Genomic DNA, 26,932 nt, shown 5'->3' on the forward strand with positions numbered 1-26,932 from the left:
CCGAGAACGCGCCATGAGCACCCAAGCCCTGACTTCCCTGGTGGCCGGTAACGCCACCCTCTGGCTGACGCTGAACGTCTTTGGCGAACAGCTGGGCCTGCCGGTACCGGCCTATCCGTCTTTACTGGTGATGGGCGCCGCGGCCGATGAAGCCGAGTTGCTCCTGGCGCTGCTGGCCAGCGTGGCGGTCACCGGCGTGGCCGATCTGCTCTGGTACTGGGCCGGTCGGCGCCATGGCGCCTGGCTGCTGCGCCATCTGCCTGGCCAGCATGTCCCGGCCGCCACCCGCCTGCCCAGCTTGCTGCTGGTGGCCAAGTTCATCCCCGGCGCCGCGGCCCTGGCCACCCTGAGCGCGGGCGCCAGCGCCATGCCCCTGCGGCGCTTCCTGGCCTATGACCTGGGCGGCGCCACTCTGTGGATCGGCTCCGGCCTGGCCCTGGGGCGGTTGTTCGAGGCGCACATCCTGGCCCTGCTCGACGCACTCCAGGCCTATGGCCCGGCGCCCCTGCTGCTCGCCGGACTGCTCGGCCTCGCCCTGCTGGGCTGGCACCTGCTGGCTCGCCGCCACGGTCGGCCAAGCCCGGCGCGACAGTATTGCGCCTAGGCCGTTGCCGGCTTAACGCTAATTAACGATAGACAACTCGCACGTCAGGCAACTGCAGGGAATCATTCTCAGCCAGGCCAGCGCGCCACACGGCTGGTTTGACAGGGAGAGCGCCATGTCCATGACCGTCGATAGCACCCTGGCTCTATCCAATACCCGACTGGTCGGCTTGGCCGCCTGGCAGGAACGTCTGGCCAAGGAAGTCCTGCTGCAGCATCTGGAGCGCGGCATCAGCGTCAGCCAGGTCGCCTCCGTCTGCGGCCTGTCGCGCAGTCACTTCACCCGCCAGTTCAAGCTCAGCGCCGGACTCGCCCCACTGGAATGGCTGCGCCAGCAGCGCATCGACCGTGCCCGGCAATTGCTCGCCGAGCGCCGGCTACCCCTGGCGGCGATCGCCCTGGAATGCGGCTTCTTCGACCAGGCGCATCTGAGCCGGGTATTCACCCGCGCCGTGGGGATCCCGCCGCTGGCCTGGCAGCAGCAGGCCCTGGAGCGGCGGTTGCTGGCGGAACTGGCGCAGGTGCAGGCGCAACATGGCCAGCAGGCGGTAGCCTAGGGTCGCCCCGCTGCCTTCCACCAGGATCAGCGACTTGTCCACCAATTGTCCCAGGAGGGGGATGAACAGCGCCTCCTCCAGCCCGCGCTGCGCCGCCAGTCGCAGGGCCTCCTGCCGACTGAAATGCTCCCCGGCCTCGGCCAGGGTCGCCAGCACGGCGAATTCCGACTCGCTCAGGCTGTGCAGACTCCAGTCGAGCATGGCGCGGAGGCTGCGCTGGCGTTGCGCCGCCGTGCGCCGCCCGGCCACGCTCAGGTAATAGCCGCCATCGAGTTGCGCCAAGACCCCCGCCAGCCCCAGTGCCGCCACCTGCTCGGCCAGGATCTCCAGCGCCAGGGGCACGCCTTCGCTGCGGCGGCAGATCTCGCCCACCAGCTGCACGTCGGCTGGCCGCAACTGCAGCCCCGGCAGGCGCGCCCGGGCACGCCGGACGAACAGCCGAAAGGCCGGCTGGCGCATGGCCTCGCGCAGCCGCCGTGTGGGTGGATTCACGACCGGCAGCGGCGCCAGGCGCAACACGGCCTCCCCTTCCACCCGCAAGGCCTCGCGACTGGTGACCAGCACCCTGAGCTGCGGACAGCCTTGCAGCAGGTTTTCCACCAGCCAGGCCGCGGGTTCGATCAGCCGCTCGGCATTGTCCAGCACCAGCAGCAGGCGCCGCGTGGCCAGGGCTTCCTGCAGCGCCGGCAAACCACTGCCACTGGCGAGTCCCAGGTCGCTGGCGAGCCGATCCACCAGCGCCATCATGTGGCCCAGTGCCGCGAGATCGAGACTCTGTATCCCGTCGGCAACGTCTTCCGCCAGCGCAGGCAGCAGATGCTGGACCAGCAGCGACTTGCCGACACCGCCGGTACCCACCACCGACACCAGACGGCGTTGCGCGAGCAAGCGGCGTAGTTCGACCAGGCTGGTCTCGCGCCCCTCCAGGGGCGTCAGGGGCAGTGGCGTCTCGGCCAGCGGCGTGAGGTCTTCCTCGCTCAGGCGCTCCACCGCCAGGGCGAAGCCGTAGCCGCGATGCCGGGCGCTGAGGATGGGATCCCGATCGCTGTAGGGGCGCAGTACCCGGCGCAGGGCCGAGATGTGCACCCGCAGGTTGATGTCCTCGACGACCGCGCCAGGCCAGACCCGGGCCATCAGGGTCTGCTTGCCGACCAGTTCGCCGGGGTGTTGCAGCAGCACCCGCAGGATGTCCAGGGCCCGTCCGCCGAGGGGCAGCACACGCTCGCCATCCAGCAGCAGGCGCCGACGTGCATCCAGGACCAGGCCGCAGAAGCGGAAGGCACTGGCGTCTTCCAGGGACTTGAGCTCTTGCATGACCGTGTCGCGCCACCTTGCCTCGGGTTCTGCGGGCACCAGGCTCCGCAGTCCCTCGACGGTGTGCGCCTCTCCTTGCCGATAGGTACGACCATTCTGGCTGCTACCCAGGCAAGCCGTATGACGATATACGGCCAGAAGCTGCCATCGATGGGCGTGATACCGCCATCAGAGGCCGATTTCAGCTGAATTGGTAACGGTATTGCGCCGGAGTCAGCCCCAGATGGCTCTGGAAGGCGGCGCGCATGCAGCGGTCGCTGGCGAAGCCGCTGCGAAAGGCCACCGTCTTCAGCGGCAGTTCACTGGTCTCCAGCAATTCGCGTGCATGATCGATGCGCGCCCTGAGCACGAACTCCAGGGGCGTCATGCCGGTGTCGCGCTTGAACACCCGGGCGAAGTTGCGGGTACCCATGGTCGCCAGCTCGGCGAGCCGGCTGATCGAATAGGCCTGGTCGATATTGGCCAGCACATGATGCTGCACCCGGTTGATCGCGGTGGTGGCTTCCGGCTCGTCGAGCAACGGGCTGAACTGCGCCTGCTTGCCCTGCCGCTGGGTCACCACCACCAGCACCTTGGCCACCTCCCGGGCGATGAGCTTGCCGTGATCCTCGGCCACCAAGGCCAGCGCCAGGTCGATGCCGGCAGTGACCCCAGCCGAGCTCAGCAGCGGGCCATCGCTCAGGTAGATGTCATCGGCGGTCACCTGGGCGCGGGGAAAGCGTCGCGCCAGTCGCTCGCGATAGTTCCAGTGGGTGGTGACCCGTCGGCCATCGAGCAGACCGGCGCTGCCGAGCAGGAAGGTGCCGGTGCAGACCGCGCCGTAGCGGGTGCACTGCGCGGGCACCTGCCGCAGCCAGGCCGCGACGTCCGGATGGGGCTCCAGGTAGGCCCCCGGCCCACCGGGCACCAGCAGCAGGTCATAGCTCCCCGGCGGCTGTTGGGTGGTGAGCTCCGTGCGTATCGTCATGCCATTGGAACAACGCAGGGTCCGCCGCCGCCCCGCGGCGATGGTCACGATGCGATAGTGGTCGGCCGTGGGCAGATAGCGATTGGCGATGGAAAACACCTCCACCGGCCCGGCGAAATCCAGCATCAGCACCTCGGGGACCAGCAAGAAAGCCACTGTCCTCGTCATGGCGATACATCCTTATCCGTGTTGCAGTTTGTCCTTGGGTGCCGGGGCGTCCGGGTCAAGGTAGGGACGAGGATAGAGAACTGTCTCGAAGGGACAAGCACTGGCAAAAGGCCATCTATCTGTCTTTTTATGGTTTCCACTGAGGCTTGGCCGAACGCAGGGCCTCTGGTGCGGGATTCTTGGCGAACTCAATGCCGTTGCTGACGTTTCTCCTGCCGCTACCCCTTTCGCAACCTGATCAGGGTGATCTCGCTTGGCGCGCCAAATCTCAGTGGTGGCCCCCAGTAGCCGGTGCCGCGGCTGATGTAGACGGTCAGCCGACCCAGGCGGTGGATGCCGGCCACCCAGGGTTGCTGCAGGCGCACGAAGTGCATCCAGGGCCAGAACTGGCCGCCGTGGGTGTGGCCGGAGAGCTGCACATCGGCACCGGCCGCTTCGGCCTTGGGCGCCGAGCGCGGCTGGTGGGCCAGCAGCAGGCGGAATAGTCCTTCCGGGGCACCGGCGAAGGCAGCCGCGGCGTCGCTGCGGTGGCTGGGCACATAGAGCGGCGCCGAGTAGTCGGTGATGCCGGCCAGCACGAAGGGCGTGCCCTGGTGCTGCAGTACCACATGCTCGTCGAGCAGCAGGGTCAGGCCCTGCTCGCGCCAGGCGCGCACCCAGGCCTCGGCGCCGGAATAGTATTCGTGGTTGCCGGTGATGGCATAGGTGCCCAGGCGCGCCTTGAGTCCTTGCAGCGGCAGGAATTCGTGCTGCAACTCGGCCACGCTGCCATCCACCAGGTCGCCGGTGATGGCCACCAGATCGGCGTCCAGACCGTTGACCCGGTCGACGATGCGCTGCAGGTAGCCGGCCTTGATGGTGGGGCCGATGTGCAGGTCACTGAGCTGGACGATACGCAGCCCGTCCAGGCCGGCAGGCAGCGTCGGCAGGGCCAGTTCCACGTCCTTGACCCTGGCCGTGCGGCGGGCGTTGTAGACGCTGCGCAGGGCCACCAGCAGCACCAGACCCAGCACCGCCCAGGCACTGCCGGTACGCCAGGCGGCGTCCAGCGGTTGCCCGACGAGGCTGGCGAGCGCCACCACCAGCCCGCGCAGCAGACTGAACACCGCCAGGCTGGAGAACACGCCCATGGCGATCAGCGCGGCCCAGGCCAGCAAGCGCGAGTTCATGTCCCGTGAGCGAAAGCCCAGGGGCACCAGGACGAAGGACAGCAGCAGCAAGATCCAGAACGGCAGCTGCGCAGCGGGCGACAGCCCGAGATCGCCGATGACGCTGAGGCCGATGAACAGATGCAGGGCGAAGAGAACCAGATACATCATGGCGCGGGAGCGGAACATGGAGGGCCCAGAGGCAAGGAGAAGGGCCTACCTTAGCACCCCGTCGGTCGCCCCTCGGAGCCCCGGGTTGTTTCCGGCTACAACGATTCAGCCGGCATTCAGCGCCGCTCCGCTTCGTCCGCCAGGGCTGCCTGATCTGCGCGGCGGCCCAGATAGAAACCCAGGCAGGCCCAGAGCGCCGCGCAACCGGCACCGACGAGGGCCGGCAGCCAGGCGCCGTGGCCGAGCAGATCCAGCAGACTCTTGGCCCAGCCGCTGGCGGCGTCACCGGCGCGATAGACCACGGTGTCGATGAAGTTCTTGGCCTTGTACTGAGTCTCGGCGTCCAGCGGCGCGAAGAGCATCTCGCGCCCCGGGCGGATGAAGGCGTATTCACCGATCCGCCTGACGATCATCAGCCCGGCCAGCATGGCGAAGGTGGGCAGCAGCGCCAGTCCGAGGAAGCCGATACACATCAGCAGCGGCACCCCGGCCAACAGCACCCGTACCCCGAGCCGCTGGGCCAGGCGACCGGTGATCAGCACCTGGCTGACCAGGGCGCCGGCCTGGACCACGAAATCCAGCAGGCCGAACACCTGCACCTGACGGGCGCGATCGGGAAACAGCTCGGCCACCAGCCGCGCCTGCTCGAAGTAGAGAAAGGTGCTGACCGTGGCCAGCAGGATGACGAAGGCGCTCACCGCCAGCAGATAGGGCGAGGCCAGCACCCGGGTCAGACCGCTGAAGGGATTACCGGCCACCGGGCGGCGCGGGCTTTCGGTCGGTGGCGCCCCCGGGCGTCCGGCGCCCCGGGTCTCGCGCCAGCCCATCAGATAGGCCTTGAGCCTGAGCGCCAAGAGCAGCAACGCCGCGGCCAGCAGCGCGAGGCCCGCCTCGCCGATCAGCGGGGCCAGGACGGCGGCCAATACCGGGCCGAGCAGCCCACCCACACTGGCCCCAGCGGCGATGAAGGCGAACAGCCGCCGCGCCTGAGCGCCGTCGAAGACATCGGCCATCAGACTCCAGGCCACCGAGACCACGAAGAGGTTGTAGACCGAGATCCAGACATAGAAGGTACGCGCCAGCCAGACGCTATCACCTAAGCTGGCGAAGCAGGCGGCGAAAGCCAGCAGGTTGAGGGCGAAGAAGCCGTAGACCCAGTCGACGAAGCGAATCCGCGCCACCCGCGAATTGAGCCAGGCGAACAGTGGCACGGCGAGCAGCATCACCAGGAAGGTGGCGGTGAACAGCCACTGCAGATTGTCCACGCCACCGGCGATGCCCATGGCCTCGCGGATCGGCCGCAGCATGAAGTAGCCGGCGAACAGGCAGAGAAACAGCGCGAAGCCGGCCAGGGCCGCGGGCGACTCACCGGCGCGGGCGTCAAGGACGCGACCGAGCCAGTCCTTCATCTAGGCGAACAGCCCGGCGATGGCCTCACGCTGGCGCGCATCCGGCAGACGCCCGCGACCGGCCTGGAGGTTGTCGATCATGTAGCGCGGATTGCTGGTGGCGGGAATCACCGCGGTCACCGCCGGGTCGGCGAGGATGAACTTGAGCAGCAGCTGTGCCCAACTGGTCGCGCCCAGGTCGGTAGCCAGCGGCGGCAAGGGTTTACTGCGGGTGCCGGAGAGCAGATTGCCGCGTTGGAAGGGCCGATTGATCAGCACGGCGATGCCCTGATCGCGGCAATAGGGCAGCAGGCGCTTTTCCGCCTCGCGCTCCCCCACCGAATAGTTGAACTGCACGAAGTCGACCTTTTCCTGCTTCAGCGTGGCCAGCAGATCGTCCAGCGCCGCCTCGCGATAGTGGGTGACGCCGACATAGCGCACCCTGCCGGCCTGCTGCTGTTCGCGCAGTAGGGCCAGCTGGTTGGCGGTGTCCTGCAGGTTGTGCACCTGGACCAGGTCCAGGCGATCGGTCTGCAGGGCCTTGAAGCTGGCGGCCAGTTGCGCTGCGCCGCGCTCGCGGCCGGTAGCCGATACCTTGGTGGCGAGAAAGACCCGCTCCCGGGCCTGGGCCCGCTTCACCAGCTCGCCGGCCACCCGTTCGGAGTTGCCATAGCTGGGCGCGGTGTCGATGAGGCTGCCACCGCCGTCGAGCAGCGCCTTGAGCACCTCCTGCAGCGGCGCCAGGGCGGCGTCGCTTAGATCGACATCGAGATTGCCCGAGGTACCGAGACCGATGACGGGCAGGGCCTCGCCACTGCGGGGGATCTTGCGGGTCAGCAGCGGCTCGGCGGCCTGGACGCTCTGCCATAGCCAGGGTGCGGCGGTCACGGCGGCGGCCAGGGCGGTGGTGGTCTGCAGGAAATGGCGACGGGTCGGCATGGCGGGCCTCGCGACGATCGTTTCGAAAGGATGACCCTTGAGTTAAGCGGCTCTTCCAGCCTGTCGCCCGCCAGGCTCATTGCGGCATGTTGCAGTGAGAGCCGTTTTCGTAGGTTGGGTTGAGCGCAGCGAAGCCCAACAGTGCCAAGGTCGAACACCCCCGTTGGCCTTCGACGATAGAGCCGTCCCAACCCAACCTACGTGACGAGACAGTAGGTTGGGTTGAGCGCAGCAAAGCCCAGCAGTGCCAAGGTCGAGCACCCCCGTTGGGCTTCGACGATGGAGCCGTCTCAGCCCAACCTACGAAAGAATGCCGTGATCCGCCGGCGGCAGACTGCCGTCGCCGCCCAGGTAGCGGTCATAGAAATGCCGCACCGTGACGTTCTTGTGCTTGGCTTCGAACATGATGTCGAAACGGTCGAGGAACTGGCAGGCGTAGCGGTTGCACCAGTCGTTCCACATCATGTCGCTGTGGGCATAGAGCACCCGCTTGCTGATCTGCTGCAGCAAAAACTTGATGTCGATCCGCTCGGTGGGCGAGACGCCCATTTCCATCAAGGCCTCCGGCGGCTGGGAGTAGTGCATGGCCGGACGCACCCCGCGCCAGCTGTCGAGGATACGCTCCACGCGCGGCTCCCAGGGGTCGATGTAGGCTTCCTCGTGGATCCAGCAGTGGTGGATGTCCAGTACCACCGGAGCTAGATCGGCCAGCTGCAGGCAGTCGTCGACGCCGTAGGTCTTTTCATCGTTCTCGAAGGTGATGCAGTTGCGTGCCTCGGTGGAGAGACGCGGCCAGATCGCGCGGATGCCAGGCACGCCCAGGCGGCCGGCGATGTGCACGTTGCACTTGAAGTCCTGGAATTTCTGGCCGTAGCCCATCAGCCGGATCATGTCGGCGTGGTATTCGAACTCCTTCAGGCTGTTTTCCACGACCTCGGGGCGGTCCGAGCCCAACACGCAGAATTGCCCGGGATGCAGCGACAGCCGCACATCGCGGCGGCGGGCCAGTTCGCCCAGCCGACCGAAGCGATCGGCCAGCAACGCCTGGAGCTCCTGGGAACGATAGAAGTAGGCGAATTCGGCGTGGCTGTAGAAGGGCAGCAGATCGCTGCTCAGGCGCAGCATGCGCAGATTATCCGGCAGGTCGGCGACGTGCTCGACGAATCTCAGCTGGGCATCCAGGTTGTGAGTGACCACGTCCAGCAACTTGGCCTCGGCGGCCGCGCGCTCGACGCTGCCCAGCCAGCGCAGGGTGGTGGTACGGGTGTTGAAGGCCCGCTCGACCTGCTCCAGTGCCTTGAGCGAGAGACTGCGCTCGGGATGACGGTACATGCAGGCAAAGCCGATTCGATACATGGGACGCTCGGGACAGGGACTATGGGCTTTAGTCCGCGCGGCGCCGCTTGGGTGCGGGTGGGGTGATGGGTGGAGGGGGCCTTGGCGTTTGGCGTCAAGGCTTGTCCTCACCCAGGCCCTCTCCCGGAGGGAGAGGAGGAGTCAATTGCGGCCATGGCGGTCCGACGATGCGGCCGCTCCTACGGGCCGCGGTAGGTTGGGCTGAGCGCAGCGAAGCCCAACATCGCCTCGGGGCCGCCAATGTTGGGCTTCGACGATGGAACTGTCTCAACCCAACCTACGGTCTATCGCGGCCTTGGTCGCGATGCACTCTTGCGCCCTACCCCGGCCCGAACCACTGCGTTAGGGCATGCAGCACCAGTCCCACCAGGCCGCCCACCAGAGTGCCGTTGATGCGGATGAATTGCAGGTCCTTGCCGACGCTCTGCTCCAGTTGCTGGACCAGTTCGCCGGTATCCCAGGCGGCCACGCGGGCGGCGATGTAGTCGCCGATGCGCTGGCGGTTGCGGTCGATGAAGGGCGGTGCCACCGCCATCAGCTGCTCGTTGATCCAGCGCCGCATGGCTTCGTCGCGACTCAGGGTCTCGCCCAGCTCGGCCAGCAGCCGGCCCAGGCGGCGGCGGATGCGCGAATCCGGAGCGGCGAGATCGGCCTGCAGCCAGTTCACCAGTTCGTCCCACAGCTCCTGCAGATAGCCGGCCAGCGCCGGATGCGCAAGCAGTCGATCACGTAGTTGCTCGCCGCGCAGGCGAAAGGCCGGGTCCTCTTTGAGGCGCTCGATGAAGCCGACCAGATAGCCATCGAAGTGACGGCGTAACTCGTGTTCGCGGTCGTGGCTGATCTCGCCGATCAGGCGCGACACCGCCTGCACCACCTTGATCGCCGACCAGCGCCCGACCCGCTCGTCCAGCCCCAGGTACTTGAGGGTGCGCAACTCGCCGCCGATGGTGCGGGCGATCAGCGCCTGGGTGTCCTCGTCCTGCAACAGCCGGTCGATCTCCTGCAGCACCTCGTCGAGCACCGCCTGGTGACGGTCGTCGGCGGTCAGCATGTCGAGCAATTCGCCGGACAGCGCCGCCACGTCCAGGCGTTGCAGCCGCTCCACCGCCACCCGGCGGATGAAGGCCTGCACCCGCACCTCGCGCAGGGCTTCCAGGGAGTAGCGGGCGACACCAGTGGCCTGGCTGGCCACCGCGGCGGCGTTGTCCGGCTGGCGCAACCAGCCGGCCAGGCGTCCGGCCGCGTCCAGTTCTTCCAGCTTGGCCAGCACCTGGGGCGTGGCGAGGAAGTGCAGGCAGATGAAGTCCGACAGCTTGCGCCCGACCCCGGCCTTGTTGCGCGGGATGATGGCGGTATGGGGAATCGGCAGGCCCAGCGGATGACGGAACAGCGCGGTCACCGCGAACCAGTCGGCGATGGCTCCGACCATGGCCGCCTCGGCGAAGGCGGCGGCGTAGCCCCAGGCCGGATGGCGGGCTTCGAGGGCGGTGGCCAGGCAGTAGAGCGCCGCCGCCAGGAACAGCAGCAGCAGCGCGATGAGCTTCATGCGCCGGACCGGGGTGAGGCCGTCGCCGGAGAGTGTGGTCATGGAAGAGGGACAATCCTCGCGCGGGATGATCCCGGCATCCTACCCCAGACTAGAGCCTGACCCAGCGCTCCTCCTGGGCCGATTGCCGCGCGGCCTGGGCCAGGCGCTCCACTTCCCAGGCCTCCTGGAAGTCGACGCCGGTGTGACCGGGGTTGCCGCCCAGGGCCTCCAGCAGCGAGCGGACCTCCAGGGTCTTGAGTTCGTTGTAGCCGAGCTGGTGGCCGGGTGCCGGGCAGAAGGCGGCGTAGTCCGGCAGGTGCGGACCGGCCAGCAGGGTACGGAAGCCGCCCAGGCCCGGACGGTCGCCGACCTGGTAGAGGCGCAGTTCGTTGAGGCGCTCCTGGTCGAAGCCAAGGGTGCCGCGGGTGCCGCAGACCTCGAAGGCCAGGCGATTCTTGCGCCCGTGCTTGAGCCAGCTGGTGGTCAGAGTGCCGCGGGCGCCACTGGCGAAACGCAGCAGCAGATGGGCCTGGTCGTCGATCTCAACCGTCCGGGTGCCGCCCTGGTGGGGCCGCTGGCCATGGGCGGTGTGCAGATCGGCGCAGAGCGCCGCCACCGGGCCGAGCAGGAAGCGCGCCAGCGACAGGATATGGCTGCCCAGATCGGCCAGGGCGCCGCCAGCCTGGTGGGTCTCGCAGCGCCAGGTGAAGGGCCCCTGGGGATCGCCCATGAAGTCTTCGCTGAATTCGCCGCTGAAGCTGACGATCTCGCCCAGTTCGCCGCTGTCGATTAGCTCACGCGCCTGCCTGAGCATGGGATTCTGCAGGTAGTTGTAGCCGACCCGGTTGACCACCCCGGCCTGGCGCGCGGCGTCGCGCATTTGCGTCGCCTCCTCCAGGCTCACCGCCAGGGGCTTTTCGCAGTAGACCGCCTTGCCCGCCGCCAGGGCGGCCAGGGCCATGGGCGCGTGCAGCAGATTGGGCGTGGTGATGGCCACCAGCTCGACCTGGGGATCGGCGATCAGGCTTTCCCAATCGCAGCTGCGGGTGAAGCCCCAGACGTCGGCGCAGCGAGCGGCGCGCTCCGGATCGGCGTCGGCCAGGGCCACCAGCCGCGGGCGGACCGGGAGCGCGAAGCTGCTCGCCGCGTGATGGAAGGCCTGGGCATGGGCATGACCCATGAAGCCGGTGCCGATCAGACCGATGCCGATGTCGCGCATGTCGTTCTCCGTGAGGGGTGTAGAAAGACCCGGCCGGCCAAGCCAGTAGCCGACCGGGTGAAAGGGATGGCTTTGGAGTGGGGGCGCCCTCACCCCAGCCCTCTCCCAGGGGGAGAGGGGGAAAAACGGTCAGGTGCTGGCTCGGCCCCTCACCCCGGCCCACTTCCAGCGGGAGAGGGGAAAGCAATCGGGTGCTGGCTCGCCCTCTTCCAGGGAGAGGGGAAGGCGCCAGCCCTAGCGCTTGGCCTTGCGCTTGTTGCGGTACTGGTCGATGACCACGGCGACCACGATGATCAGGCCCTTGATGATGTCCTGGACGTAGGCGTCCACCCCGAGGAAGGTGAAGCCGCTGGCCATGGTGCCGAGGATCAGGGCGCCGATCACGGTGCCGGTGATGCGCCCTACCCCGCCCGCCAGGCTGGTGCCGCCGATCACCGCCGCGGCGATGGCGTCCAGTTCGTAGGACATGCCCATGCCCGCCTGGCCGGTGGCGGCGCGGGCCGAGGCCACGACGCCGGCCAGCCCGGCCAGCAGGCCGGCGATGCTGTAGACGATGATCAGGTGCTTCTTGACGTTGATGCCGGAGATGCGCGCGGCCTGCATGTTGCCGCCGATGGCATAGGTGTACTTGCCGTACTTGGTGTAACGCAGGGCGATGTGGAAGATCACCGCCACCACCAGGAAGATAATCACAGGCATGGCGCCGGCGCCAATGGCGGTGTAGTTGTCGGACAGCATGCTGATCGGCTGGCCTTCGGTGTAGTAGCGCGCCAGGCCGCGGGCCGAGACCATCATGCCGAGGGTGGCGATGAAGGGCGGGATGCCGGTGACGGCGATGATGCTGCCGTTGATGGCGCCGGCCAGTAGCCCTACCCCAAGGCCGGCCATGACCGGCACCCAGACCGGCAGGTCGGTCAGCGAGGGAAACACCGCGCGGCCGAAGTCCGAGCCCTGGGCCAGACTCGCCGCCACCATGGCCGACAGCGCCAGCACCGAGCCGGAGGAGAGGTCGATGCCGGTGGTGATGATCACCTGGGTCACGGCGATGGCCAGCAGGCCGATGATCGAGACCTGCAGGATCATCAGCACCAGGCGCTGGGAATTCATCAGGAAGCTCTGGTCGCGCAAGACCCAGCCAAAGGCTTCGAAGGCCAGGCCGATGCCCAGCAGCACCAGCAGGATGCCCAGCTCGGTGGGGATGCGGCGCCGCGGGCGCGCGCTGGGTAGCTCGGCGGTTTTCTTGTCCAGGAGGGCACTCATCTTGTTCTACCTCTTGTATGCCGGGAGCGATGGGTACGGGCCCATCGTACGAAAGATGCGCTAGTGCAGTACGGGATTGCCCGAGGCCAGGTGCATGACCCGCTCCTGGGTGGCTTCGCCGCGATCGAGAAAGCCGGTGACGGTGCCTTCGTGCATCACCATCACCCGGTCGCTCATGCCCAGGACCTCGGGCAGCTCGGAAGAAATCATGATCACCGCCAGGCCCTCGGCGGCCAGCTTGGCGATCAGCCGGTAGATCTCGGCCTTGGCGCCGACGTCGATGCCGCGGGTGGGCTCGTCGAGGATGAGGATGCGCGGGCGGGTCATCAGCCAGCGGGCGATCAGCGCCTTCTGCTGATTGCCGCCGGAGAGATTGGCGATGCACTGGTCCAGCGAGGGGGTCTTCACCCGCAGTTGCTGGCGCATTTCCTCGCAGAGCTGATCGAGGCGCTGCTGCTGCACGAAGCCGCCGCTGGCGAAGCCGTTCAGCACCGCCACCTCCATGTTTTCCCCCACCGACAGGCAGGGAAAGATGCCGGTGTCCTTGCGGTCCTCGGTAAGCAGCGCCAGGCCTTTCTGGATCGCCAGGTGAGGATCGCTCATGCGCACCGGCCGGCCGTCGATGCGGATCTCGCCCGCCGTGGCCGGGGTCACGCCGAACAGGGTCTCGGCGACGTTGGTGCGGCCCGAGCCCATCAGCCCGGCGATGCCCAGCACCTCGCCGGCGCGCAGGTCGAAGGAGACGCCGGAGAACACCCCGTCCAGCCCCAGGTCGCGCACCGACAGCAGCACCTCGTCACGCGGCGCCGTGCGTTCCGGGAACAGCTGGGTCAATTCGCGCCCGACCATCATGGCGATCAGGCCGTCGCCGTTCATGCTGTCGGCGCGCTGCAGGCCGATGTACTCGCCGTCGCGGAACACCGCGACCTCGTCGGCGATCTGGAACACCTCGTCCATCTTGTGGGTGATGTAGACGATGCCCTTACCCTGGGCCTTGAGGTCGGCGATGATCGAAAACAGGTGCGCCACCTCGGTCTCGGTGATGGCCGAGGTAGGTTCGTCCATGATCAGCACGTCGCTGTCGTAGGACACCGCCTTGGCGATCTCCACCATCTGCCGCCCGGCGATGGACAGGCTGCCCACGCTGTCTTCCGGGTCCAGGGCGATGCGCAGTCGATCCAGCAGCGCCTGGGTCTGGCGACGCATCTTGCCGTGGTCCACCAGGTGCAAGGCATTGAGTGGTTCGCGACCCAGCCAGATGTTCTCGGCGATGGTCATGAAGGGCATCAGGTTGAGTTCCTGGTGGATCATGGCGATCCCCGACTGCAGCGCCTGCAGCGGCGTCTCGAAGCGCACCGGCACGCCGCGCAACCGCACCTCACCGGCATCGGGCTGGTAGATGCCGGCGATGATCTTCATCAGCGTCGACTTGCCCGCGCCATTCTCGCCCATCAGCGCCAGCACGGTGCCGGGACGCACCCGCAGCTGCACGTGGGACAACGCCTTGACGCCGGGAAACTCCTTGGTGACGTCGACGATTTCCAGCAGGTATTCGCCGGGCGCGGCCGTGGCCGCAGTGGCGGGAGCAGCGGCAGGGATAGCGGGACTGAGCATGATCACGATCTCCTCGCGGGCGCCGACCGGGCGGCGCGGGCCGCTGGTCAGTGAGGGGTGCGGGGCGACGGGCTGGCCGCGACGGCGTTCGCCAGGGGCGGGCGGGTGCCCGGCGGACAGGAGATCGGAGACCCATGCAGGGACAGGAAGCGGGATGGCATGACGGCACCTTTTATTCTTGTTGAAGGGCGCACTCGCCGGGGCAAGCGTGCCGCTGTACGTCTTGGCTTGCCCTCGACTCTATTGGAAAATAAATTCCAGTCAATATCTTTTTGGAATTTTTAAGTGATAACGATCGCCGGTCTTCGGTCCGGTCGACACCGGGTGGAAAGGCCCCGGATAGACGAAACGGGCAGTCCGTTGCCGGACTGCCCGTTTCGTGTGGAAAGCCGTTCTGGCATCGCGCCCCGCCCTCCTTCCAGGACGGCGCAGGCGCCTCAGGTCATTTGGTCATGGCCTGGAATTCGGCGACGTTCTCAGGGGTGATCAGGCGGAAGGGAATCAGCACGTTTTGCTCGCCCGGGGTCTTGTTGATCATCTTCAGCGCCGCATCGAGGGCGCCTTCCGCCTGGCCCTTGGCGTCCTGGAACACCGAGACCGTCACCAGGCCGCGCTTGATCGCGGCCAGGCCGTCGGGCGTGCCGTCGACGCCGGTGACCAGCACGTCCTTCTTGCCGGCCTGGCGCAGGGCCATGGCCGCGCCGATGGCCATCTCGTCGTTGTTGGCGAAGATGGCGCTGAGCTCCTTGCCGGCCAGCAGCCAGTTGCTGGTCAGGTCCATGGACTTGTCACGCTGCCAGGCCGCGGTCTGCTCCTCGACGATCTTGATGGCCGGGTACTTGGCCAGGACTTCCTTCACCCCGGCGGTGCGGTTGTGGGTGGAATTGTTGGCCAGGTCACCCAGCAGGATGGCCACCTGGCCCTTGCCGCCGAGCTTGTCCGCCACGTACTGCGCCTGCAGGCGGCCGGCTTCCTTGTCGTCGGAGGTCACCGCCACCACGCCGGCCGGCAGGGTGGGATCGTCGGGTCGGCGGTTTATATAGACGATGGGCACGCCGGCCTTGGTGGCGGCCTCCGTCAGGGTCCGGGTCGCGGCGGTGTCCACCGGATTGACGATGACCGCATCGACCTTCTGGCTGATGAAGCTCTGCACCTGGGTGAGCTGCTTGACCACGTCGTTGCGGGCGTCCTCGAACTGCAGCTGCACGCCGTCGGTCTTGGCCTTCTTGGTCATGTATTCGCGCACATAGGTGAGGTAGTTGTCGTCGAACGACGACATGGTCACCCCGACCTTGAGGTCCGCCAGGGCCGCGCTGCTGCCCAGCAGCAGCGACAGCGCCAGGGTGGCAAAGCGAGTTTTTTTCTGCATGGTTCAGGCTCCATTCGTGGGGTGACGATCAGCGAGGGGATCAGGCGAGCGCAACGGCCAGGCGCACCTCGGGCGCCGCGCGGTCGTGAACCGGGCGGAGCCTGGGCGGACGCCGGAAAGACTCGGGAATCAGTGCGGGCGGTAGAGCACCGCGGCGCCGGGCGAGGCGCAGAGCACGGCGCCGCTGCGCTCGTGGCAGAACAGCCGGCCGAGCAAGGCGAGCAGACGGGAGGGACGCTGCGCCTCGAGGCGGTGCACGGTGGCGACGGTGAGACGGAAGGAATGCGTGGAGTGGTTCATGTGACGGCACCTATTATTGTTGTCGGGGCGCACGGCCCTGGTGACTCGTTTCTGCAACTGCTCTCGACTCTATTGGAAATTTAATTCCACAACAAGAGAGAAATAGAAATTTCATTCGACATGTACGAATGACCGCCGCGCTCGCCCCTGGGCACCTGCCCGCGACCGCTCCGTCGCCTCTGCGAGGCCCTCTACCGCCAGGCTTTCACCCGTACGGGCACTCTGCCGCGCCACCTCCAGAATCGCCTGGCAGGCCAGGGTTTCCTGCGGCGTGACCGGCAAGGGCGCGCCCTGGGTCAGGGTCGCCAGCCAGCCCTCGTAGAACAGATCCCAGCGGCCCCGTTCGCTGGGCACCCGCGCGCGCTCCTCGCCCACGCTCAGCCAGCCCCAGCGCTGATGCTCCTCGGCGCCCCAGCTGGCCTTTTCGCTGCGCGGGGTACGCCCCTGGCGCAGGGCCGAGGCCTGGCCATCCAGGCCATCGACGCTGTAGACGCCCCGCTCGCCGACCACCCGCAGGCGCTGCGGACAGCACTGCAGGCCGCTGCCCGAGAGGTGCGAGACCACCCCCGAGCGATGGCGCAGGGACAGAAAGAATTCCCGCTCCCGCGCGGGATCGCCACGGTGGAACTGCGCCTCGGCATAGACCCGCTCGACCGGCCCGAACAGCAGCAGCGCCTGGTCTACCAGATGGCTGCCCAGTTCGAGGAGCAAGCCCGCCTCGGTGCCCAGGCCCGCCGCGGCCAGGTCCGTCAGTTGCAGGCGCGACTCGAAGAGGCGTACCCGGCCCAGGCGCTTCTCGCGCAGCAGGCGGGCCAGGGTGAGCAGATCCGAATCCCAGCGGCGCGGTTGATGGACGCAGAGCGGGACGCCGCGTCGTTCGGCCAGCGCCAGCAGCTCCTCGGCCTCTGCCAGGGTCCTCGCCAGCGGCGCCGCGCAGACCACTGGCAGACCCTGTTGCAAGGCCTCCCGCACCTGCGCCGCCCGTTCGCCGAGAGGCGTGGCGATCACCAGGCTGTCCACCCCGGCGGCGATCAGCCCGGCCATGTCAGGATGGCCGGTGACGCCGGGATAGGCCCTGCTCAGCTCGGCGCCTGGCGCCGGCGAGCCGGTCACCACCCCCACCAGCTGGGCGCCCGGGGTGCTGGCGATCAGCGGCGCCTGCAGCAGGCGCCCAGGGCCGTCGTAGCCGACCAGTCCGATTCTCACGTCCGAGGCCTCCCCTGCAGGCAACGCATCCCCGCGGGCGACCTAGTCGTAGAAGGCCGGTCGGCTGGGCAGGGTCACCGGCTCGATGGCGCCGCTGTCCTGGGCCTTGACGCAGGCATCGGCGGTGACCGCGGCGATGTAGCCGTCCCAGGACGACGGCCCGGTCAGCTGGCCGGCGGCGAGGTCGTCGATGAAGGCCTGCAGTTCCACGTCGTAGGCGGCGATGAATCTGTCCTTCCAGTCCATGAGGATCTCGTTGGACAGCCGCGCCTCGCTGCGCAGCTGCACCGAGGTCGGCTCCGGCAGGCGGGCGATGCCGCGCTCGCCGACGATCTCGCACTGGATGTCGTAGCCGTACTGGCAATTGACGAAGACCTCGACGTCGATGCGCACGCCCTTGGCCGTTTCCAGCAGCACCACCTGGGGATCGCGCAGGTGCTCGCGCGCCGCCGGCGCCTTGCGCGGAAAGACCACCTGGGCGGACACATAGTGATCGTCCAGCAGCCAGGCCAGCACGTTGATCTCGTGGATCAGGGTGTCGGTGATGGCCATGTCGGTGCTGTAGTGCTCACTCACCGTGGGATTGCGGTGGGCCGCGTGGATCATCAGCGGCGCGCCGATGCGATCGGCGTCGACCACCGCCTTGAGCTGGCGATAGCCGGCGTCGTAGGGCCGCATGAAGCCCACCTGCACCAGGCGCTTGCCCTGGGCCTGCTCGGCTTCGACGATGCGCCGGCAGCCCTCGGCGGTGGTCGCCAGCGGCTTTTCGCAGAATACCGGCTTGCCGGCGGCGATGGCGGCCAGCACGTATTCCTCGTGGGTCGGCCCCCAGGAGGCGACCAGCACCGCCTGGACGTCCGTCGCGGCAATCAGCGCATGGCCGTCGGCATAGACCTCCGCGGTGATGCCCAGCTCCTGGACCACCCGGGCGGCCTGTTCGGCGTTGATGTCGGTCACCGCCACCACGCGACTGCCCAGCAGGGTGTGGCTCAGGCGGCGGATGTGTTCGCGGCCGATGGCGCCGGTCCCGATGACACCGATGTTCAAGGTCATGACTTCATTCTCCGATTTGGACTTGTTGTGGAGTGAGCGGCGTTCAGTACTGGCGGGCCTGGGCGGCTTTTTCCCTGAGCACCCGGGCGACGGCGGCGATCTTTTCGCTGGTGGAGACCTCGGCGCCGCCGACCCGCCACCAGGACAGGTAGCCGTGCAGCATGGTCTTGGGCAGCACCTTGATGTCGATCAGCGTGGAAACCGTCTGCCGACGGGCATCGGCCAGGGCCGCTTCCAGCTCCTCCAGGGTGCGCACGCTATAGGTCTTGCAGCCGTAGGCGGCGGCGCTCATGGCGAAGTCCACGGGCACGAAGTCGCCGTCGAGCCGGCCGGTCTCCGGGTTGCGGTAGCGGAATTCGGTGCCGAAGCTGCCCATGCCATGGCCGACCTGCAGGTTGTTGATGCAACCGAAGGTCATGTTGTCGAGCAGCACCACGTTGATCTTGCGCCGTTCCTGGATGGAGGTGGCCAGCTCCGAGTGCAGCATCTGGTAGGAGCCGTCGCCGACCAGCGCATAGACCTCGCGCTCCGGTTCGGCCAGTTTCACGCCCAGGGCAGCGTTGATCTCGTAGCCCATGCAGGAATAGCCGTATTCCAGGTGATAGGTATTGACCCCCTTGCTGCGCCAGGCGCGCTGCAGGTCACCGGGCAGGCTGCCGGCGGCGGCGACGATGATGGCGTCGTCGTCCAGCCGTGCGTTGAGGCGGCCGAGCACCTGGCTCTGGGTCAGGGACGAACCGGTCAGGCGGACGAATTCCTCCAGCACCGCGCGCGGCAGGTCGTCGTCGATCTCCGGCACGAAGTCGGCGCCGGTGTAGCCCAGCGCATAGACCCGCTCCACCTCCTGGCGATAGCGCTCGCGCGCCGCTCCCACCTGGCCGCCCCAGCCGGCGCGGTAGTCGGTGGCACCCAGGGCCTCGGTCAGGGCGCCAAGGGCTTCGCGGGCATCGGCCACCACGGCCAGGCCGTCGAGCTTGCCGGCGTCGAAGGCGGCCACGTTGAGATTGAGGAATTCCACCTCGGGATGCTGGTAGAGCCACTTCGAGGAGGTGGTGAAATCGGTGTAGCGGGTGCCCACGCCAATGATCAGATCCGCTTCCCGGGCCAGCAGGTTGGCAGCCAGGCAGCCGGTCTCGCCGAGGCCGCCGACATTGAGTTCATGGCTGGAGACGATGGCGCTCTTGCCGGCCTGGGTCTCGGCGAAGGGAATCTCGAAGCGCTCGGCGAAGCGCTGCAGGGCCTCGGCGGCACCGGAATACTTCACCCCGCCACCGCAGATCAGCAGCGGCTTGCGCTTGCGCCTGAGCAGCTGCACCGCGTCTTCGATGGCGGCGGCCACCGGCGGCCGGCGATCCAGGCGGTGCACCCGCCTGGCGAAGAAGTAGTCGGGATAGTCGTAGGCCTCGCCCTGGACATCCTGGGGTAGCGCCAGGGTCACGGCGCCGGTCTCGGCCGGATCGGTCAGCACGCGCATGGCGTTGATCGCCGCGCTCATCAGCTGCTCGGGGCGGTTGATGCGATCCCAGTACTTGCTCACCGCGCGAAAGGCATCGTTGGTGCTGATCGACAGGTCGTGGAATTGCTCGATCTGCTGCAGCACCGGATCGGGCTGGCGACTGGCATAGACGTCGCCGGGCAACAGCAGCAGCGGGATGCGGTTGGCGGTGGCGGTGGCCGCGGCGGTCAGCATGTTGGCCGCGCCCGGACCCACCGAGGAGGTGCAGGCATAGATCTGCCGACGCAGCTTCTGCTTGGCGAAGCCGGTGGCGGCATGGGCCATGCCCTGTTCGTTGCGCCCCTGGTGCACCACCAGGTCACCGGCCTCCTGCTCCAGCGCCTGGCCGAGGCCGAGCACATTGCCGTGGCCGAAGATGGTGAAGACGCCGGCGATGAACTTGGTTTCCACGCCGTCGACGCTGAGGTACTGGTTGTCGAGAAATTTCACCAGGGCCTGGGCCATGGTCAGACGTTGGGTGCTCATGGCTTCTCCCCGGTCACTTGGCGGTGGGCATGCTGAATTCGGCGCCCTTGGCGATGCTGTCGGGCCAGCGCTGCATCACGCTCTTGTAGCGGGTGTAGAAGCGCAGGCCTTCCTCGCCATAGGCGTGGTGATCGCCGAACAGCGATCTCTTCCAGCCACCGAAGGAATGCCAGGCCATGGGCACCGGGATGGGTACGTTGATGCCGACCATGCCCACCTTGATGGTGCGGGCGAAGGCGCGGGCGATGCCGCCGTCGCGGGTGAAGCAGGAGACGCCGTTGCCGAATTCGTGGGCGTTGATCAGGGCCACCGCGCTGGCGAAATCCGGCACCCGCACGATGCCCAGTACCGGACCGAAGATCTCTTCCTTGTAAATGGTCATTTCCGGAGTCACGCCATCGAACAGGGTGGCGCCAACGAAGAAGCCGTTTTCGGCGCCGGGCACCTTGAAGTTGCGGCCATCGACCAGCAGCTTGGCACCCTCCTCCACACCTTTCGTGATATAGCCCTCCACCTTGGCCTTGTGCTGCCCGGTCACCAGCGGCCCCATGTCGGCATCGGCTTCCACGCCGTTGCGCACCCGCAGGGCATCGATGCGCGGCAGCAGTTTCTCGATCAGGGCATCGCCCACCTCACCCACCGCCACGGCGATGGAGATGGCCATGCAGCGCTCGCCGGCCGAGCCGAAACCGGCGCCGATCAGGGCGTCGGCGGCCTGGTCCAGGTCGGCGTCGGGCATCACGATCATGTGGTTCTTGGCACCGCCCAGGGCCTGGACGCGCTTGCCGCGGCGGGTGCCTTCCTGGTGGATGTATTCGGCGATGGGAGTGGAGCCGACAAAGGAAATGGCCTCCACGTCCGGATGCTGCAGGAGGGCGTCGACCGCCACCTTGTCACCCTGGACCACGTTGAACACGCCATCGGGCAAGCCGGCCTGCTTGAGCAGCTCGGCCAGCAGCAGGCTGGCGGACGGATCGCGCTCGGAGGGCTTCAGGATGAAGGTATTGCCGGTGGCCAGCGCCATGGGAATCATCCACAGCGGCACCATCACCGGGAAGTTGAAGGGGGTGATGCCGGCGCACACACCCAGCGGCTGGCGCAGGTTCCAGTTGTCGATGCCGCCACCGATGTTATCGCTGTAGCTGGTCTTGGCCAGGTGCGGCGCGCCGCAGGCAAATTCCACCACCTCGATGCCGCGGGTCACCTCGCCCATGGCGTCGGACAGCACCTTGCCGTGCTCGCGGGTGATCAGCGCCGCCAGTTCCTCGTGGTGCTGGTCGAGCAGCTCCTTGAAGCGGAACAGGATGCGCGAACGGCGCAAGGCTGATTGCTCGGACCAGGCAGAAAAGGCCGCCTTGGCCGCCGCGACGGCCTGCCCCACGGTCTGCGCCGTAGCCTGGGCGACCCGTGCCTGAACCACGCCTTCGGCCGGATTGAAGACGTCGCTGAAACGCTCGGCCTGGGCCACGATCTCGCCGTTGATGTAATGCCCGATGACGGGGGTTTCGCTCATGTGCTGCATCCTTGTGTCTGAGCCGCCGTGCGGCTGATAAAGGGGGACTTACCGCTCCAGCAGCCACTCGTGCTGCGGATCGTTGTGGAATTTCCAGACGCGCTTGGGGCCGGCCATCACATTGAGGTAATAGGACTCATAGCCATAGGGCACGCTGACCGGGTGATAGCCGCGCGGTACCAGCACCACGTCGTGGTCTTCCACCGCCATGGCCTGATCCAGGTCGCGCTCGTCGGTGTAGACGCGCTGGAAGATGAACCCCTGCCCCGGATCGATACGGTGGTAGTAGGACTCCTCCAGCAGACTTTCCGAAGGCAGGTTGTCGCGGTCATGGCGATGGGGCGGATAGCTGGAGGAATGCCCGGATGGAGTGCGCACCTCCACCACCAGCAGCGAATGGGCCGCCACCGTATCCGGCAGGATGTCGCAGACATAACGGGTATTGGCGCCCTTGCCACGGGTGGATCGCTGCATGCTCGCCGGCTCGATCAGCCGCGGTGGCAGCCGGTCTGCCACCGCCGGATTGCCGGGCGAGGTGCAGACGGCCACTTCAGCGGCGCTGTCGGCGGTCACCCGCGCCTCGCTGCCGGGCGGCAGGTAGGCGGCATAGGGCGAGACGTCCTCGAAGACGCTCTGGCGACCGGCCAGTCCGCGCCAGGCGAAGTCGCCCAGTTGCGGATGCCCGCCTTCGATACTGGCGCCGCCGCTGAGCAGCACGATGCAGACTTCCAGGTCACCCGCCACCACCGGCAGGGATTCCCCCGGTTGCAGGCGGTGGGCGGCGAAGCCGACGTAGTCAAGAGCACCGTCCGGGACATTGACGATGTCGCGGGCGCTCCGGTCGGCTTTGACGAGCAGATTCATCGCAGTTCCTCCTCAGGCAGTGGCCTGCGCCACCAGTTGGCGCAGATGGTCGTAGCCTTTCTTGGCGTATTCGTAGGCCGGCGCCACGGCCGGGTCCTGCTCGGCTTCCACCACCAGCCAGCCTGAATAGCCGGCGGCCACCAACACCTTGAGCAGCGCCGAGAAGTCGATGTCGCCATCCCCCGGCACGGTGAAGGTGCCGTTGAGGATGCAGTCCGGAAAGCTCCACTGGTTGTTGCGCGCCAGCTGTACCACGTCCTTGCGCACGTCCTTGAAGTGCACGTGACAGACCCGGTCGATGTGTTGCTGCAGCACGCTCAAGGGATCGCCACCGCCCATGTAGCAGTGACCGGCATCGAACAGCAGGCCGACGTCCGGGGAGGTCAGTGCCAGCAACCGGGCGATGTCCTCGGGCGATTCCACGTAGGCGCCCATGTGGTGGTGATAGGCCAGGCGCACGCCCTGGCTCAGGGTGAAGGCGGCCAGCCGATCGAGCTTCTCGGCATAGGCCTGCCAGGCGGCGTCGTTGTGGAAGCGCGGCCGTTCGATCAGCGGCACCCGCTGACTCTGAATCGACCCGGCCACCTCGCCATAGACCAGCACCCTGGCGCCGTTCTCGGCCAGCAGCCGGCAATGCGGCCGGATCGCCTCGATCTCGGCCTCGACCTCACGGTGCGCCAGACCACTGGAATACCAGCCGGACACCAGTTCCAGGTCGTGCTGGCCGAGCACCTCGCCCAGCGCCCTGGATTCGCTGGGAAACTTGCCACCCAGCTCGAAGCCCTGGAAGCCGATTTCCTTGCCCTCGCGCAGGATGGTCGCAAGCGGGGTGTCACCACCCAGGGCCGGCAGGTCGTCGTTGGCCCAGGAGATGGGATTGATGCCGATCTTGAGTTGTTGTTGTTGTGCAGTCATGTCAGCCCTACTCATTGGATAGCGATCAGGCGCGAGCGGCGCGCCAGGCCTGGATCAGGAATTCGAAGGTGGCGCGCACCTGGGCGATCAGCCCGGCATCGTCGATCTCACCGGCGAGCCAAGCCCGACTCGGTTGGCCGAAGATGGTCCGGCCCACGGCAAAGCCGCGGCAGCGGGTACTGGCACTGGCCTGACGAAAGCCTTCGGCCAGTTCCTCGGCCGGGGCGTTGAGGCCCAGCAGCACTACGCCTTGGCAATGGGGATCGCGTTCGGCGATCAGGGCGTCGAGTTGCTGCCAGACACCGGCCGGCTGGGCCTCGATCTTCCACCAGTCAGGGTAGATGCCCAGGTTGTACAGCCGCTTGATGGCGCGATAGAGCACGTCCGGCCGGCTGGAGGCATGGTTCTTGGGTGGGATGACCTCCAGCAGGAGCTCATGACCACTGGCCTGGGCCGCCTGGTACAGCCCCTTGAGCTGGGCTTCCTGCTCCAGGCGCAGCAGCGGCTCGTCATCGGGGTGGAATTGCACCAGGCACTTGATGATCTGCTCGCTCGGCCAGCTCAGCAGGGTGCTGCCCACCGAGCGGCCATGCTCGAAGGCCAGCGGCCGCGAGTTCTGCAACTCCACCGGCCGGGCGATCCACCAGCCACGGCCGCTGGCGGCATTCAGGGCGTCCTGGCCGAAGCGCTCGTCGGCCAGCAGCCCGACGTCGGCGGCCACGCCCTGCCCCGCCAGCGCCTGCTCGACCTCGGCGATGGCCTGGACGAACAGCTGCTTGAGCGCCGGAATCCGCGCCGGGTCGGCGCCCACCTGCTGGGCGCTCTCCACCAGCTGGTAGCGGTGATCGAAGGCGAAGATGAACAGCGGCTGCCAGGTGCGGCGGCGGACGCTGACCCGGTGCAGCCGAGTGAGCACGGGATCGAGGTCCGGCCGGGTAATGGGCACCGGACTGTTGTTGAGGTAGTCCAGCTCGGCCAGGGTCGGCATGGCCGGGGCGCAGCCGTGGCGCGACACCACCAGCCCGCCGCAGGCATTGGCCAGCCGGCAGCATTCGGCATCGTCGCCACCGGTCAGCCAGCCGCGCAGGAAGCCGGACATGAAGGCATCGCCCGCGCCCAGCACATTGAGCACCTCGACGCGGATGCCGCGATGGATCTCGCCTTCCTCGAGACGCGCCGGGATGGCGCCGTGGATCACCGTGCAGCCCTGGGCGCCGAGCTTGACCACCAGCGTCGCCGCGGTCACCTCGCGCACCCGGCGCAGGGCGGTGAGCAGGTCTTCGCTACCCCCGGCGATCTGGAATTCCTCCTCGGTGCCCACCACCAGGTCGAAGCGCGGCAGGATGCGCTGCACATGGGCGCTGACCTCGGCGCTGGCGATGAAGCGGGTCTCGCCATCGGCCTTGCCGGTCAGCCCCCAGAGCACCGGGCGGTAGTCGATGTCCAGCACCCGCTTCACGCCGTTGCGCTCGGCATAGTCCAGCGCCCGGCTGCTGGCCTGGAACACCCCCTCGGTGGAGAAGTGGGTACCGGTGATCAACAGCGCCTTGGCGCTGGCGATGAAGGCCTCGTCAATGTCGTCCGCGCCCAGCGCCATGTCGGCGCAATTCTCGCGATAGAACACCAGGGGAAAGGTCTCGCGATCCTTAATGCCCAGCAGCACCAGGGCGGTGAGGCGCTCGCGATCCACCTGGATGCCGCGGGTGTCGCAGCCTTCCTGCGCCAGCGTCCGAGTCAGGAAGCGGCCCATGTGGTCGTCACCGACCCGGGTCAGCATCGCCGACTTCAGCCCCAGGCGCGCGGTGCCGAAGGCGATGTTGGCGGAGGATCCCCCCAGGTACTTGGCGAAGCTGCTGACGTCTTCCAGCGGCGCCCCGATCTGCTGCGCATAGAGGTCGACGCCCAGTCGCCCCAGGCAGATGACGTCCAACTGGCGCCCGCTGGCGAAGAAATGATCACCCATGGGTGGCTCCTGCTTATTGTTATCGGCCAACCGCGCGGACCCGAGGGGCCGAACGTGTGAGTGAGCTCAGGCTAGAACGACACCGCGGACAAATCAACAAATTTTCCACATGTGATTTTATGGAATTTAATTTCCATAAATGGCGTACACTGCGCCTGCCGCCCCACTTCGACGCCGCCCGGCGAATGGGTTAAGTTGCCGGCACAAGACTCCCTACCGCGAGATAGCCCATGTCCTCCGACTCCCCGGCCGACGACCCCCTCAGCAGCGCGCCGCTGGCCGACCCGCCCGGCAACGTCGAGCAGTTGCTGACCTGCATCGCCCGCGACTACGAGGCCCTGCCACGCCAGCTGAAACGGGTGGCCGCCTATGTCAGCCAGCAGAGCGACAGGGTCATGGTCGATCGCATCAGCGACATCGCCGGACAGTGCGAGGTGCATCCCTCGGCCATCGTGCGCTTCTCCCAGCGCTTCGGCTTCAAGGGCTTCAGCGAGATGCAGGCGTTGTTTCGCGAGGCCTACACCCACAAGACCACGCCGGTACAGAACTACCAGCAGCGCATCCGCAGCATGATCGCCAACAAGAGCCAGCGCGCCAGCAGCGGCGATCTGGCCCGCGAGTGCATCAACGCCACCCGCTCGGGCCTGGATCGACTCGGCGAGGAACTGGACGACGCCGCCTTCGACAAGGCCGTCGACCTGCTGGTGAACGCCGAGAACATCTATGTGGTGGGGGTGCGCCGCTCCTTCGCCGTGGCCGACTACCTGGTCTACAACCTGCAGCACACCAACAAGCGCATCCACCTCATCACCGGCCTGGGCGGCGGTTATCGCGAGCAGATGCGCAGCATCGCCCAGGGCGACCTGCTGATCGCCATCAGCTTCAGCCCCTACGGCAAGGAAAGTCAGCAGTGCGTGCGCATCGCCCAGCACCACAAGGCCAAGACGCTGATCATCACCGACAGCAATCTCTCGCCCCTGGCCAAGCGCGCCGATGCCCTGCTGCTGGTCAACGAAGGCAGTGCCTTCGCCTTCCGGTCGCTGAGCGCCACCCTCTGCCTGTGCCAGGCGCTGTTCCTGGCCCTGGGCTATCGCCTGGAGCTGAAGATGGACGAGATCCAGCTGCCGCTGGACGAAGACGACTAGCCGAGCAAGTCCCGGCAGGGCCGCGCAAACGCTTGATCGACAAACAGAAATTTCTTGAACGGAAGGCTTGACAGCCACCGGCGCCTTGCCAATAATGCGCGCCTCGGATGGCTACGTAGCTCAGCTGGTTAGAGCATAGCATTCATAATGCTGGGGTCCGGGGTTCAAGTCCCTGCGTAGCCACCACCTATTTCCAAGGGTCAGCGTAAGCTGACCCTTTTTTATTGCCCACGAAAAAGCCCACCGCGGCACCGCTTTTAGTCCCCTCTCCCTCCGGGAGAGGGCTAGGGTGAGGGCCCCGCCCCGCTCTCCCCCCGGACAGCCTTCCCGCCCACGGAAAAGTCCAGCAAAAGCAGACCCAAGCCACAGCTAGCACCGCTCTTCGTCCCCT

Annotated in this window: 21 protein-coding genes, 1 tRNA gene and 1 pseudogene; 4 read left to right on the plus strand and 19 right to left on the minus strand. The window is 67.2% G+C overall.

Annotated elements, in window-relative coordinates; genetic code table 11:
* Positions 1-13: 13 nt before the first annotated feature.
* Together FEZ61_RS21080 and FEZ61_RS21085 are read left to right on the plus strand one after the other, a co-directional pair.
* The gene (locus FEZ61_RS21080) at positions 14-604 is read left to right on the plus strand and encodes a VTT domain-containing protein (protein ID WP_017641115.1); all 591 of its coding nucleotides are present in this window, start codon (positions 14-16) and stop codon (positions 602-604) included.
* Between the two features lie 115 nt (positions 605-719).
* Positions 720-1,160, plus strand: coding sequence for an AraC family transcriptional regulator (locus FEZ61_RS21085; protein WP_026083850.1), 441 nt, complete (start codon positions 720-722; stop codon positions 1,158-1,160).
* Between the two features lie 621 nt (positions 1,161-1,781).
* On the opposite strand, the pseudogene FEZ61_RS24715 reads toward FEZ61_RS21085, so the two are convergent.
* The 19 genes and pseudogenes from FEZ61_RS24715 to iolC all read right to left on the minus strand — a co-directional run.
* Positions 1,782-2,474 (minus strand): annotated as a pseudogene (locus FEZ61_RS24715) (winged helix-turn-helix domain-containing protein); the annotation flags it as partial.
* A gap of 181 nt (positions 2,475-2,655) precedes the next feature.
* Complete coding sequence (locus FEZ61_RS21090) at positions 2,656-3,609, minus strand: GlxA family transcriptional regulator (RefSeq protein ID WP_173150332.1); 954 nt, start codon at positions 3,607-3,609, stop codon at positions 2,656-2,658.
* A 218-nt stretch (positions 3,610-3,827) separates the two neighbouring features.
* Positions 3,828-4,946 (minus strand): metallophosphoesterase, encoded by a 1,119-nt coding sequence (locus FEZ61_RS21095; RefSeq protein ID WP_173150334.1) that lies wholly within the window; start codon positions 4,944-4,946, stop codon positions 3,828-3,830.
* Positions 4,947-5,044: 98 nt separating this feature from the next.
* Complete coding sequence (locus FEZ61_RS21100) at positions 5,045-6,337, minus strand: MFS transporter (RefSeq protein ID WP_173150336.1); 1,293 nt, start codon at positions 6,335-6,337, stop codon at positions 5,045-5,047.
* Entirely contained in the window at positions 6,338-7,255 is a 918-nt protein-coding gene (locus FEZ61_RS21105; protein ID WP_173150338.1) for an aldo/keto reductase, read from the minus strand.
* A gap of 300 nt (positions 7,256-7,555) precedes the next feature.
* Entirely contained in the window at positions 7,556-8,611 is a 1,056-nt protein-coding gene (gene uvsE, locus FEZ61_RS21110) for a UV DNA damage repair endonuclease UvsE (RefSeq protein WP_017641122.1), read from the minus strand.
* A gap of 319 nt (positions 8,612-8,930) precedes the next feature.
* Positions 8,931-10,199: a DUF445 domain-containing protein gene (locus FEZ61_RS21115; RefSeq protein ID WP_068385072.1), complete on the minus strand. Its 1,269-nt coding sequence runs from the start codon at positions 10,197-10,199 to the stop codon at positions 8,931-8,933.
* A gap of 49 nt (positions 10,200-10,248) precedes the next feature.
* On the minus strand, positions 10,249-11,358 hold the full coding sequence (locus FEZ61_RS21120; RefSeq protein WP_173150340.1) for a Gfo/Idh/MocA family oxidoreductase: 1,110 nt from the start codon (positions 11,356-11,358) through the stop codon (positions 10,249-10,251).
* A 234-nt stretch (positions 11,359-11,592) separates the two neighbouring features.
* Positions 11,593-12,618 (minus strand): ABC transporter permease, encoded by a 1,026-nt coding sequence (locus tag FEZ61_RS21125; protein ID WP_133861581.1) that lies wholly within the window; start codon positions 12,616-12,618, stop codon positions 11,593-11,595.
* Positions 12,619-12,678: 60 nt separating this feature from the next.
* Positions 12,679-14,232 (minus strand): sugar ABC transporter ATP-binding protein, encoded by a 1,554-nt coding sequence (locus tag FEZ61_RS21130; protein WP_173150342.1) that lies wholly within the window; start codon positions 14,230-14,232, stop codon positions 12,679-12,681.
* A gap of 442 nt (positions 14,233-14,674) precedes the next feature.
* Complete coding sequence (locus tag FEZ61_RS21135) at positions 14,675-15,601, minus strand: sugar ABC transporter substrate-binding protein (RefSeq protein ID WP_173150344.1); 927 nt, start codon at positions 15,599-15,601, stop codon at positions 14,675-14,677.
* A 129-nt stretch (positions 15,602-15,730) separates the two neighbouring features.
* Positions 15,731-15,901, minus strand: a complete 171-nt coding sequence (locus FEZ61_RS21140) for a hypothetical protein (RefSeq protein ID WP_173150346.1) — start codon at positions 15,899-15,901, stop codon at positions 15,731-15,733.
* Positions 15,902-16,012: 111 nt separating this feature from the next.
* A complete protein-coding gene (locus FEZ61_RS21145; protein ID WP_173150348.1) occupies positions 16,013-17,107 on the minus strand; it encodes a Gfo/Idh/MocA family oxidoreductase in 1,095 nt (364 codons plus the stop codon).
* A gap of 42 nt (positions 17,108-17,149) precedes the next feature.
* On the minus strand, positions 17,150-18,160 hold the full coding sequence (locus FEZ61_RS21150) for a Gfo/Idh/MocA family oxidoreductase (RefSeq protein ID WP_173150350.1): 1,011 nt from the start codon (positions 18,158-18,160) through the stop codon (positions 17,150-17,152).
* 43 nt (positions 18,161-18,203) lie between these two features.
* Positions 18,204-20,141, minus strand: a complete 1,938-nt coding sequence (gene iolD / locus FEZ61_RS21155; RefSeq protein ID WP_173150352.1) for a 3D-(3,5/4)-trihydroxycyclohexane-1,2-dione acylhydrolase (decyclizing) — start codon at positions 20,139-20,141, stop codon at positions 18,204-18,206.
* Positions 20,142-20,154: 13 nt separating this feature from the next.
* On the minus strand, positions 20,155-21,654 hold the full coding sequence (locus FEZ61_RS21160) for a CoA-acylating methylmalonate-semialdehyde dehydrogenase (protein WP_173150354.1): 1,500 nt from the start codon (positions 21,652-21,654) through the stop codon (positions 20,155-20,157).
* A 48-nt stretch (positions 21,655-21,702) separates the two neighbouring features.
* Positions 21,703-22,518, minus strand: a complete 816-nt coding sequence (iolB, locus tag FEZ61_RS21165; RefSeq protein WP_173150356.1) for a 5-deoxy-glucuronate isomerase — start codon at positions 22,516-22,518, stop codon at positions 21,703-21,705.
* Between the two features lie 12 nt (positions 22,519-22,530).
* A complete protein-coding gene (gene iolE / locus FEZ61_RS21170) occupies positions 22,531-23,433 on the minus strand; it encodes a myo-inosose-2 dehydratase (RefSeq protein WP_173150358.1) in 903 nt (300 codons plus the stop codon).
* A 25-nt stretch (positions 23,434-23,458) separates the two neighbouring features.
* Positions 23,459-25,396 carry a 5-dehydro-2-deoxygluconokinase gene (gene iolC, locus FEZ61_RS21175; RefSeq protein ID WP_173150360.1) on the minus strand — a complete coding sequence of 646 codons (1,938 nt, stop codon included), beginning with the start codon at positions 25,394-25,396 and terminating at the stop codon, positions 23,459-23,461.
* Positions 25,397-25,626: 230 nt separating this feature from the next.
* Here iolC and FEZ61_RS21180 point away from each other — a divergent pair, with 230 nt between their 5' ends.
* Together FEZ61_RS21180 and FEZ61_RS21185 are read left to right on the plus strand one after the other, a co-directional pair.
* Positions 25,627-26,541 (plus strand): MurR/RpiR family transcriptional regulator, encoded by a 915-nt coding sequence (locus FEZ61_RS21180; protein ID WP_173150362.1) that lies wholly within the window; start codon positions 25,627-25,629, stop codon positions 26,539-26,541.
* Between the two features lie 109 nt (positions 26,542-26,650).
* A tRNA-Met gene (locus tag FEZ61_RS21185) sits at positions 26,651-26,727 on the plus strand.
* Positions 26,728-26,932 lie beyond the last annotated feature (205 nt).

Origin of the sequence: Pseudomonas sp. MS15a(2019) (genome assembly GCF_013277805.1) — a bacterium.
Classification (GTDB): domain Bacteria; phylum Pseudomonadota; class Gammaproteobacteria; order Pseudomonadales; family Pseudomonadaceae; genus Chryseomonas; species Chryseomonas benzopyrenica.

Coding starts and splice junctions, on each gene's coding strand:
- FEZ61_RS21080 (WP_017641115.1), top strand. CDS start 14: ATGAGCACCCAAGCCCTGACTTCCCTGGTGGCCGGTAACGCCACCCTC.
- FEZ61_RS21085 (WP_026083850.1), top strand. CDS start 720: ATGTCCATGACCGTCGATAGCACCCTGGCTCTATCCAATACCCGACTG.
- FEZ61_RS21090 (WP_173150332.1), bottom strand. CDS start 3,609: ATGACGAGGACAGTGGCTTTCTTGCTGGTCCCCGAGGTGCTGATGCTG.
- FEZ61_RS21095 (WP_173150334.1), bottom strand. CDS start 4,946: ATGTTCCGCTCCCGCGCCATGATGTATCTGGTTCTCTTCGCCCTGCAT.
- FEZ61_RS21100 (WP_173150336.1), bottom strand. CDS start 6,337: ATGAAGGACTGGCTCGGTCGCGTCCTTGACGCCCGCGCCGGTGAGTCG.
- FEZ61_RS21105 (WP_173150338.1), bottom strand. CDS start 7,255: ATGCCGACCCGTCGCCATTTCCTGCAGACCACCACCGCCCTGGCCGCC.
- uvsE (WP_017641122.1), bottom strand. CDS start 8,611: ATGTATCGAATCGGCTTTGCCTGCATGTACCGTCATCCCGAGCGCAGT.
- FEZ61_RS21115 (WP_068385072.1), bottom strand. CDS start 10,199: ATGACCACACTCTCCGGCGACGGCCTCACCCCGGTCCGGCGCATGAAG.
- FEZ61_RS21120 (WP_173150340.1), bottom strand. CDS start 11,358: ATGCGCGACATCGGCATCGGTCTGATCGGCACCGGCTTCATGGGTCAT.
- FEZ61_RS21125 (WP_133861581.1), bottom strand. CDS start 12,618: ATGAGTGCCCTCCTGGACAAGAAAACCGCCGAGCTACCCAGCGCGCGC.
- FEZ61_RS21130 (WP_173150342.1), bottom strand. CDS start 14,232: ATGCTCAGTCCCGCTATCCCTGCCGCTGCTCCCGCCACTGCGGCCACG.
- FEZ61_RS21135 (WP_173150344.1), bottom strand. CDS start 15,601: ATGCAGAAAAAAACTCGCTTTGCCACCCTGGCGCTGTCGCTGCTGCTG.
- FEZ61_RS21140 (WP_173150346.1), bottom strand. CDS start 15,901: ATGAACCACTCCACGCATTCCTTCCGTCTCACCGTCGCCACCGTGCAC.
- FEZ61_RS21150 (WP_173150350.1), bottom strand. CDS start 18,160: ATGACCTTGAACATCGGTGTCATCGGGACCGGCGCCATCGGCCGCGAA.
- iolD (WP_173150352.1), bottom strand. CDS start 20,141: ATGAGCACCCAACGTCTGACCATGGCCCAGGCCCTGGTGAAATTTCTC.
- FEZ61_RS21160 (WP_173150354.1), bottom strand. CDS start 21,654: ATGAGCGAAACCCCCGTCATCGGGCATTACATCAACGGCGAGATCGTG.
- iolB (WP_173150356.1), bottom strand. CDS start 22,518: ATGAATCTGCTCGTCAAAGCCGACCGGAGCGCCCGCGACATCGTCAAT.
- iolE (WP_173150358.1), bottom strand. CDS start 23,433: ATGACTGCACAACAACAACAACTCAAGATCGGCATCAATCCCATCTCC.
- iolC (WP_173150360.1), bottom strand. CDS start 25,396: ATGGGTGATCATTTCTTCGCCAGCGGGCGCCAGTTGGACGTCATCTGC.
- FEZ61_RS21180 (WP_173150362.1), top strand. CDS start 25,627: ATGTCCTCCGACTCCCCGGCCGACGACCCCCTCAGCAGCGCGCCGCTG.